8 protein-coding genes are annotated in these 9,762 nt (G+C 35.9%); 1 reads left to right on the forward strand and 7 read right to left on the reverse strand.

Going from position 1 to position 9,762, the window contains the following annotated elements; genetic code table 11:
- The first annotated feature begins 62 nt into the window (after nucleotides 1–62).
- A complete protein-coding gene (locus QWY78_RS11815) occupies nucleotides 63–1,541 on the forward strand; it encodes a lipopolysaccharide biosynthesis protein (protein WP_290220050.1) in 1,479 nt (492 codons plus the stop codon).
- On the opposite strand, the gene QWY78_RS11820 is transcribed toward QWY78_RS11815, so the two are convergent.
- The 7 genes from QWY78_RS11820 to QWY78_RS11850 form a co-directional block, all read right to left on the reverse strand.
- Nucleotides 1,531–2,598: a hypothetical protein gene (locus QWY78_RS11820; protein WP_290220052.1), complete on the reverse strand. Its 1,068-nt coding sequence runs from the start codon at nucleotides 2,596–2,598 to the stop codon at nucleotides 1,531–1,533. The two genes, QWY78_RS11815 and QWY78_RS11820, sit on opposite strands and share 11 nt — an antisense overlap.
- A gap of 28 nt (nucleotides 2,599–2,626) precedes the next feature.
- Complete coding sequence (locus QWY78_RS11825) at nucleotides 2,627–4,249, reverse strand: amidohydrolase (protein ID WP_290220054.1); 1,623 nt, start codon at nucleotides 4,247–4,249, stop codon at nucleotides 2,627–2,629.
- A gap of 6 nt (nucleotides 4,250–4,255) precedes the next feature.
- Nucleotides 4,256–5,134 (reverse strand): glycosyltransferase family 2 protein, encoded by an 879-nt coding sequence (locus QWY78_RS11830; protein WP_290220057.1) that lies wholly within the window; start codon nucleotides 5,132–5,134, stop codon nucleotides 4,256–4,258.
- Nucleotides 5,135–5,137: 3 nt separating this feature from the next.
- Complete coding sequence (locus tag QWY78_RS11835) at nucleotides 5,138–5,404, reverse strand: YciI family protein (RefSeq protein ID WP_290220059.1); 267 nt, start codon at nucleotides 5,402–5,404, stop codon at nucleotides 5,138–5,140.
- Between the two features lie 203 nt (nucleotides 5,405–5,607).
- Nucleotides 5,608–8,439, reverse strand: a complete 2,832-nt coding sequence (gene polA / locus QWY78_RS11840; protein ID WP_290220060.1) for a DNA polymerase I — start codon at nucleotides 8,437–8,439, stop codon at nucleotides 5,608–5,610.
- Nucleotides 8,440–8,646: 207 nt separating this feature from the next.
- Nucleotides 8,647–9,234: a phosphatase PAP2 family protein gene (locus QWY78_RS11845; RefSeq protein ID WP_290220062.1), complete on the reverse strand. Its 588-nt coding sequence runs from the start codon at nucleotides 9,232–9,234 to the stop codon at nucleotides 8,647–8,649.
- Nucleotide 9,235: 1 nt separating this feature from the next.
- Nucleotides 9,236–9,559 carry a Sec-independent protein translocase subunit TatA/TatB gene (locus tag QWY78_RS11850; RefSeq protein WP_290220064.1) on the reverse strand — a complete coding sequence of 108 codons (324 nt, stop codon included), beginning with the start codon at nucleotides 9,557–9,559 and terminating at the stop codon, nucleotides 9,236–9,238.
- Nucleotides 9,560–9,762 lie beyond the last annotated feature (203 nt).

Raw genomic sequence — 9,762 nt, forward strand, 5'->3', positions numbered from 1 at the left:
AAAAAATTAATGACGTATTTCCCATTCAGAAAAGCCCGAAACCCTTTTAAAACCTGCCAAAAATGAGTGTAGTTGCACGTCAGGGTTTTAAATATTCCTTAATCGGATATTTCGGTTTTTTACTCGGGACAATTTCCGCAATCTTCATTTTTCCGTACGATATGGAGTTTTATGGAAAATTGCGTTACATCATGCCGACGGCAGAAATGCTTTTACCCATCGTAGTTTTCGGACTTTCTTTTTCTAATGTTAAATTTTTTCATCAAGCGCAAAAAGATGGTAAAAATCAAAATTTATTATCACTCTCTTTGGTGGGTGTATTTTTAAATTTCGTCCTATTTTCTGTTTTATTTTTCCTTTTCTTTTACTTTTTCCCGCAGTTCAAGAGTTTACAATTGTGGAAAATGAAACTGCTCATTCTGCCACTTATTTTAGTCATGGCTTTCTCTGCCGTTTTCAGCAAGTATATTACCAACTATAAGCGAATCGTAATTCCTAATATTTTTGAAAATCTATTTCCGAAAATTGCGAATTTAGGTGCGTTTTCATTATTTTTCTTTTTGGGCGTTTCTGAAAAAAGTTCATATGGATTTTTCCTGGGAATGTTTATCTTATCCTTAATCGGCTATTTCTTCTACGCCAACACCCTCGAAAAAATTAAACCTGATTTCAGTACCGATTATATAAAAAAAGAACATCTATGGAAAGAAATTCTCAACTATAGTTTCTACGGTTTTCTAGGAAATATCGGGAATTACATCGCCTTTAGAGTTGATAATTTCATGATTGGCGAATTCCTAAACTTCGAAGAAAATGGGGTGTACAGTATTATTTTGTCGATTCTATCTTTTATTCTTATTCCGCAGATGGGCTTGTATAATATTTCCGCGCCGATCATTAATAAAACCATTGCAGAAGGCGAATTCGAAGAACTCGACCGTTTTCATAAAAAGACCTCATTAACCTTATTTTTTCTAGGTGCCGTACTCTTTTCCTGTATTTTGGTTGGATTTCCTTACCTCAGTAATTTTATAAAAAATGGCGAACAATTGCGCCAGGCAGAACCCGTTGTGTGGATTCTTGGTTGTGCGATGATCTTTGATTTGGCTACCGGCTTCAACGGACATATCATTTCACTTTCAAAACACTACCGATTTAATATTGTGGTGATGCTGTTCTTAGCCATAACCACCATTGTACTCAACTATCTTTTCCTTACCAAAACAGAATTTGGCATTATCGGAATTGCTATGGCAACAGCGATTTCATTGACCTTATTCAATATGATAAAAATTTACTTTAACTATTCGAAATTTAAAGTTTTCCCGCTGACCATCGAGATGATGTACGTTTTGATTATTTGTACTCTGGCGATTAATATTGCGATTATGCTGCCTGAAACGACAAGCAATTTGGTGAATCTCTGCTACAAACCGGCTTTTGTGTTAATAGTTATTTTTGGCGCCAACCACGTCATGAAAATTTTCCCTGTTGAGCAATACCTCAATAAAAAATTCTTCAAAAGCCTCTTTAAATTTTAAATTCTAAAAGTAGCATTTTTAAAGTCTCTTCCAAATCAGCAGCAATTTTTTTCTGATTAAATTCTTTCTGAAAATTCATCAAATTCAATGTTTGAACATGGAGTATTTTTTCAAAACTTTCCTCATTCATAATGAATGGAAGTTTGGAGGGATTACGCTTTGGAAAGAATGCAACTTTTCCGTATTTGATAGCATCGCCGATATTTCCGCTCATTTTGGTTCTGCTGTAGATTTCTGGATGACTAAAAAACTCGGTTGATCGCTGGATCGGACACCATAAAACATCCGCTTTATTCATCCATTGATCGAATATATTTTGAGAAACTTTCTCTGTAAAATATTGAATGGAAATCGCGTTGGATAGCTCTTTTTCAAAATCTTTCAACCATAAAAGTTCTTTCCCTTGTACTTTTCCAAGAAAAATAACTTGAATCGGTTGTTCATAAGTAGCGTGATTATGGCTGAAATTTTTCAGCTCCGCAAGTACTTTTTTATAATCTCTTCTCGCCTGCGAAACCGCACCTGGAATAACAATCGTGTAAATTTCTGCGGGCTTATTTTCTTGGTATTGATTAAAGAAAAGCGGTAAATATTTTAGATTTTTTTGCGAGAAACTTTCATCTAAAACCAAAAGATTTTTTGCCTTTTTAAAAATTTTTGGTGCAGAAATTAAATCTTCTTTTAGTAGTAACTTCAATCGATATTTAAAATCTTTTTTAAAAATGTTTTTAAAAAGTTGAAATCGTGAAATCTTCGTAAAATTAATGTTATGAACAATAACCGACGTATTATACGTTGTGGCGATTTCATTAAATAAATTAAAATACCGATGAACTGTCCCAATAATAATCAAATCATATTTCTTAAGATTTAATTGATTGAGAAGTTCAGTACTTTCAGTTAAAAAAATATTGGTTTGATGCTTTCCTATTTGTTTGAAAATTTTTTCCGAAAAATAGTAATCCACCACAAATTCTTTTGACTCATTCATTAGCACCATGAAATTCCTTGCAATTTCTGCATGGGTATCGAGTTCAATATAAGCGATTTTTTTCAAAATTCAGATGATGAGCATGCAGGTGAAATTAAAATACTTTAATTCCGTTGCTGTAGGTTTCTAACACTTTAGTATTTAAAATTTGAACTTCTGGAACCGTCATTAGATCCTGATCTACAATAATAAAATCCGCAGACTTACCAACTTCCAAACTTCCGATTTCATTTTCCTGAAAAGCAGCTTTAGCCGCCCAAATCGTCATTCCACGTAGCGCCTGTTCTCTGGTCAAAGCATTTTCTTTCTGAAATCCGTTGGCCGGATAATGTTTGGAATCCTTTCTCGCCACCGCAGAATAAAAAGTTTTTAGCGGACTGATTTCCTCTACCGGAAAATCTGTTCCCAACGGAAGCCATCCATTTTGTTTCAGTAAATCTTCATAGGCATAAGAATATTTTAAACGGTCTTTGCCCAATCGTTCTTCCGCCCAATACATATCAGAAGTAGCATGCGTTGGTTGTACTGATGGAATAATGGAATATTTTCCGAACAAATCGAAATCATTTTTAGCCACAATCTGTGCGTGTTCAATTCTCCATCTTCTGTCATTTTTTACGCCCAAAACATCACCATAAATTTGAAGAATGGTGCGGTTGGCAGAATCTCCGATGGCATGCGTACACATCTGCAAATCAGTTTCTTTCAATTTCTTAGCTAAATTTTCAAAATGTTCTCGGTCGCTCAATAGGAAACCTTTCCAATCTTTTTTGTCGGTATAATCGTGAATTAAACACGCACCACGAGAGCCGAGTGCGCCATCAGAGTACACCTTAAACCCGCCAACGGTAATGTTTTTATTGGTATATCTTCCTTTTTTTATCCATCGGTCGTAATAGTCAGGATTGTCTTCCAACAAAGCGAAAATTTTCATTTGCAAAACATCCTGCGACTGTGCTTTTTCTAAAAGCCCTAAAGTTTTTTCTGTAATTCCGCAATCGTGCAACGAAGTCAGCCCATAGGAGAAACATTCTTTTTGAAGTTCGGAGAAATACCGAATGGCCTCTTCGTCTTCAATTTCGGGAAGATGCTTTTCCACCAACAACATTGCGTTATCGATTAATATTCCCGTCAGTTTTCCATTTTTAACTTCAATTTCGCCACCTGATACTTTTGAATCTTTTGTAATCCCGGCAATATCCAACGCTTTTTGATTGGCTACAGCGGCATGACCATCGATTCTTTTTAAATAAACCGGACGGTTTGGGAACAACTCATCTAATTTTTCTTTATTCGGAAATTCTTTCACAGTCCAGTCATTCTGATCCCAACTTCTGCCGTATAACCATTCTTTTGGAGCGGTCTTGGCGTAATCTGAAATCCTTGTAACAATTTCATCCCAAGATTTTGTGCCCCATAATTCGCATTTCCATTTATCGGTTGCAAAACCTGTGAAATGACAGTGCGCATCGATCAACCCGGGAAAAACGGTTTTTCCCTGAAGATTCTGAATATTTTTTGATTTGAAATTTTTGAGAATATCCGTAGTTTTTCCAATCCCAATAATTTTTCCTTTGGAAATCGCCATCGATTCTGCGGTATCGAAATTTTGATTAACGGTGTAGATTTTTGCATTGGTGATGATAAGATCCGCAGCTTTTTGGGCGGATACCACCATTGAAAAACACACCATTACCATAAATATTATTTTTTTCATAGTTCTTTATTTTTTGCTGAACATCTGTTTCCAGCGTAAATTACGAATAAATCTGATTTCATCTTTTGATAATTTTCGTTCGTCTTTTTGCTTTAAATAGGTTATAACTGTTGTAAAAAATTCATTAATTGATTTGTTTTTAAAAGATGATTTTGCCGAAGAAATGAGCATTAAGGGAACACTCAAACCGATATTATAAAAATACTCGCCTAGTTTTTCGGCTTTCTGGTTTTTATATTGAAAGGCAGTCATTCGCAAATGTTTCACCCACAAATCTTTAATGGTAATGGCTTCCCAACCATTTTTCTTCGTCAACATCACATCGATATTATCCCATCCCAAAACAGGTCTTAAACCATTCATCTCCAGAAAACATTCTTTCCGATAGGATTTTATCGGTCCACGTACATGATTTTTAGAGGATAAATTTTCAAATTTCCATTGGTGTTTATCATCTTTAAAATCAAAAGCCAAAGCCTTTTCAAAAATAGATTTTTTAATTTTCACCAATCCGGAAACCATTCCTGCTTTTGGATTGTTCTCGTAAACTTTATCTATTTTCTTTAAATAATTGGTTGGAAAAATAATATCTGCATCGAATTTACAGATGATGTCGAACTCCTTTACATCTACGGTTTCTAAACCTTTATTAAAAGTTCGAACGACTTTTGCACCCGGCTCGTGTTCGGATAATTCTAAATTTTGAATTTTAAATTTTGAATTTCCTTGTGCAAAACGCTCAACAATTTCTTTCGTTTTATCGGTCGAACCATCATTTACAATCACGCAGAAAAAATCTTGAAACGTCTGATTTTCCAGAGATTTCAAGGTGAAAAGAATATTTTTCTCTTCGTTGTGCGTAGGAATGATGATGAGGAATTTCATAGGTTACATAATCTCGTCCATCCATTCTTTGATGGTTACTTTTGCAATCAAACCTTCCGAAACAAAAGGATCTCTTTTTACAAATTCTTCGGCGGCAGATTTATCAATAAAAATCGCCATTGCTCCGTCTCCAGGAATGGCAAATGCTCCTGCTCCCAATACTTTTCCGGCTTTGATAAATTCATCTTCCACTGCTTGATGACCGGGAAAAACTTCCATAAATTTTTCCATCGTTGCTTCTGCGTGTTCGTAGAATACTACTGTTTTCATTGGTTTTATTTTTCCCATCGGTTTCAGCAATGGGTATTAACATTAAACTCTTCGAGTTCTTTGGTTGGTATTATTTTTTTTTAACTATTAAACTAAGCGGTCAAAATTTTCCCGATTATCATTTTAATTATTTACATAAACCTAATACTTGAAAATTTTAAATACTTAAATACTCATCGGAAAAAACACATAATCACTCCAAATTAATGCGCTTCCAACCAATTATCTCCAACGCCTACTTCGACCAATAAAGGAACGGTGGTTTCGTAAGCAGATTCCATTTCTTTTTTTATTAAAGCGGATGCAATTTCAACTTCTTCGTCTGGAGCTTCAAAAACGAGTTCATCATGAACTTGCAATAGCATTTTCGTTTTTAAATTTTGTTCTGTAAATTTTTCGTCAATTTTAATCATCGCCAATTTGATAACATCTGCTGCACTACCCTGAATTGGAGCATTTACTGCATTTCTTTCAGCGTGCGCTTTCACCACGAAGTTCGCTGAATTAATATCTTTCAAATGTCTTTTCCGATGAAGAATCGTTTCTACATAACCCATTTCTTGTGCTTTCACCACCTGATCTGCCATGTATTTTTTCAGTTTCGGATAGGTTTCAAAATAATTTTCAATCATTTCCTTGGCTTCTTTTCTAGAAAGGCCGGTTTGTTCGGCTAAGCCAAAGGCACCTTGACCATATAAAATCCCAAAGTTGACCGTTTTCGCTTGAGACCTTTGGGTTTTGGTAACTTCTTCTAAAGGAATATCAAATAATTTAGATGCCGTGGAAGCGTGAATATCTTCGCCGTTTTGAAAAGCTTTGATCATATTTTCCTCTTCCGAAATCGCGGCAATGAGTCGCAATTCAATTTGTGAATAATCGGCAGCAATCAATTTATTTCCGGGATTTGCGACAAAAGCACCACGAATCTGTTGTCCGCGCAAAGTTCGGATTGGAATATTTTGTAGGTTTGGATTTACACTGGCTAGACGTCCGGTTGCGGCGGTAGTCTGCGAGAAATTGGTATGAACGCGGTGGTCATTTTTATCAATCTGAAGCGGTAAAGCATCCACATAGGTTGATTTTAATTTTTGATAGGTCCGGTATTCTAAAATATGTTGAATGATTTCATGCTTGGGAGCGAGTTTCTGCAAAATATCTTCTGAGGTGGCGTACTGGCCAGACTTTGTTTTCTTCGCTTTGGGGTCGAGCTGCATTTTTTCGAATAAAACTTCTCCCAACTGTTTGGGTGAGTTCATATTAAACTCTTCACCTGACAACTCAAAAATCGTTTTTTCTAATGCCCGCAAATCATTTTCTAAATCGATGCTTTCTTGCGCTAGCCAATTTTTATCGAGGGAAATTCCTTCCAGTTCCATTTTCGCCAATACTTTCATTAAAGGCATTTCGACTTTAAAAAACAGATCCTCCAGATTTTCTTTTTTGAGCTGCGGTGCAAAAAGCTGATACAAACGGAATGCTAGATCTGCATCTTCACAAGCATATTCTGTTTGCTCAATAAGTGAAACTGAACGCAAATCCAGTTGGTTTTTTCCTTTTTTACCGACCAAAGATTCCAGGGAAATCGGTTTGTAATTCAAATACATTTCCGACAAATATTCCATCGCATGGCGACCATCTGGATTGAGTAAATAATGCGCAATCATCGTATCAAAAAGCAATCCCTTAATATTAATTCCGTACCGATCTAAAATTTTGTAACCGAATTTTAAATGATGACCTATTTTTAAAACTTCTTGTTTTTCAAAGAAAGGTCGGAATATTTCTAAGGTAATTTCCGCTTCCACTCGTTTTTCTGAAAGTGGAACATAATACGCCAATCCATTTTTATAAGAGAAACTCATCCCGATTAATTCGGCTTCCATTTCATCTAAAGACGTTGTTTCGATATCGAATGACACTGCATTTTGAACCATTAAATTTTGAGCTAAAATAGTGTGTGCTTTTGTAGAATCAATGTATTGGTATAAATGATCATTATCAAAAACGGTTTCTTTGGTCGTGGTCGCCTGCTCTAATTCCTCAAAATTTGCAAATAAATCCAACTGCATGGATTGATCGCCCGTTTTTTCGGGTTGACTTTTGGCAGAAATTGACTTGTTATTAACGCTGCCATTTTCTGGGGTGGGCGCAAATGCCCGATAGAGGTTTTCGTAGAGTCTTCTAAATTCAATTTCGTCAAATACTTCTTTTACTTTTTCGAAATCGGGTTCATCCAAATCATATTGCTCCTGATGAAACTCAATCGGAGCGTCGCAAATAATGGTTGCTAATTTTTTAGATAAAATTCCTCTTTCAGCCGAGTTTTCTACTTTTTCTTTTAGTTTTCCTTTTAAATCTGCTGTATTTTCCAACAGCTTTTCTATACTGCCATATTCTTTCAGAAATTTCTTAGCTGTTTTTTCGCCGACACCTTCTAACCCAGGAATATTATCAACCGCGTCGCCCATCATGGCTAGAAAATCGATGACCTGTTTTGGATCTTCAATTTCGTATTTTGCCTTTACTTCTTCAACGCCTAGGATTTCAAATTCGGCACCTTTTAAACCCGGTTTATAGATTTTTACGCGATCGGTAACCAATTGTGCGAAATCTTTATCTGGGGTAACCATAAAAACTTCATATCCTTCTTTTTCTGCTTTTACCGAAAGTGTTCCGATCAAATCATCAGCTTCATAGCCTTCTAAGCCCAAAATAGGAACATGCATGGCTTCTAAAATACGATGGATATAAGGAATCGCTAGCTTTATGGCTTCGGGTGTTTCGCTTCTGTTGGCTTTGTAATCGGCAAAATCAGCAGTTCGTACACTGGCTTGCCCCACATCAAAAACCACGGCAAGATGTGTGGGTTTTTCTCTTCGAATCAATTCAATTAAGGAGTTGGTAAACCCAAAAATTGCGGAAGTATCTATACCAGTACTGGTTATACGTGGGCTACTAATCAAAGCATAATACCCACGGAAAATCATCGCATACGCATCGATGAGAAAAAGACGTTTATCGTTAGTTTCAGACATAGGAACAAAGATATAAAAAAGATAGGAGCGGTCGTATTTTCAAGTTGAGTTTTGCTTAAAAATGAATAATCTCAAAATGTGATTTTCAGAATGTAGCACGATCAATTCCGGAGGCAGTTTTTGGCCCACGTTTTAATAAAATGAAAGTAAGCGTTGGTTCTCACAATATTAGTAAAGCCTCTTTGAAAGGAGTCGAGATAAAGACAATTAGTCTGTAAGTGTGTTCTTAGACCCAGCAATACGCTGTTTGTGAATCACTTTTAAGGCTAAGGTTGCAAAAAATCCTCCTGTAAAAAAGCCCATCGCTGCACCCATTAAAATATCTAAAGGAAAGTGAACGCCCAAATAAATTCGACTATAGGAAACAACCGCCGCCCAAAAAAACAAAACATATGGTAACAACCTGTATTTTTTGTACAAAAGCATGGTCATAAAAGTAGCGATAAAAAAAGTATTTGCCGCATGGCTGGAGTAAAATCCATATTGGCCACCACATTTAACTACACGCATTATCCCGGTTAAAGTGGGATCATGGCAGGGCCTTAATCGCGCGATTCCTGTTTTGAAAACTCCTGCCAGCTGATCAGAGACGGTAACCCCTAACGCAATAAAAATGAGAATAAAAACCAGATTTCGAGGTTTGTAATTCTTAAATAAAAGGTAGAGAAAAATAATGTACAGCGGAAGCCAGATCCAGGTTCCAGAAATCATGACCCAGAATTGATCAAAAGAGTCCACTCCCAAATTGTTGAGAAAAAGAAAAATGGATCGGTCTTGCTGAATAATTTCGCGCATATTAACGGCTTACAGGTCCTTCATGATTATCGTTTTCTGCAAGGTTAATTTTCGGTTCCTCTCTTTTTGCAAGCGCTTCTTTATCGAGGTCTGCCATTGGATTATAGTCCATTGCCGCCTGCTTTACCTTGTCTATTTCTCTTTTTATTTCAGAGATTGGATTATCGGTTTCTTTTAGGATTTCAGTTTTCACGTCTTCCATGGCACCACGCATTTTGCGTACGCCCTGTCCTAAATCGCGCGCAATCTGCGGTAATTTATTCGGACCAAATAAGACAATGATTGCTAAGGCAACCATCAACATTTCACCTATGCTTAATTCCATGGCGTAAAATTACAAAAGATTATGGTATTGATTTTAATTTTTAAAAATAAATTATTCTTAGTAACGATGTAAAATTACAAATAAAACAAATTAGTCATTTTAACCCGTTGTGCATTTAGAAATATAGGAAAAAAGATTGTTCATTTGATTAAAAAATCGTATATTTACCTGACTACCAATCACTTAAATACATGAACAATCTC

This window comes from Kaistella yonginensis, from assembly GCF_030409525.1.
In the GTDB taxonomy this organism is placed as follows: Bacteria; Bacteroidota; Bacteroidia; order Flavobacteriales; family Weeksellaceae; genus Kaistella; species Kaistella yonginensis.

Bases quoted from the DNA above. Each gene is read 5' to 3' on its own strand.
- QWY78_RS11845 (WP_290220062.1), bottom strand. From the start codon at position 9,234: ATGCGCGAAATTATTCAGCAAGACCGATCCATTTTTCTTTTTCTCAAC.
- QWY78_RS11815 (WP_290220050.1), top strand. From the start codon at position 63: ATGAGTGTAGTTGCACGTCAGGGTTTTAAATATTCCTTAATCGGATAT.
- QWY78_RS11825 (WP_290220054.1), bottom strand. From the start codon at position 4,249: ATGAAAAAAATAATATTTATGGTAATGGTGTGTTTTTCAATGGTGGTA.
- QWY78_RS11835 (WP_290220059.1), bottom strand. From the start codon at position 5,404: ATGAAAACAGTAGTATTCTACGAACACGCAGAAGCAACGATGGAAAAA.
- QWY78_RS11850 (WP_290220064.1), bottom strand. From the start codon at position 9,559: ATGGAATTAAGCATAGGTGAAATGTTGATGGTTGCCTTAGCAATCATT.
- QWY78_RS11830 (WP_290220057.1), bottom strand. From the start codon at position 5,134: ATGAAATTCCTCATCATCATTCCTACGCACAACGAAGAGAAAAATATT.
- polA (WP_290220060.1), bottom strand. From the start codon at position 8,439: ATGTCTGAAACTAACGATAAACGTCTTTTTCTCATCGATGCGTATGCG.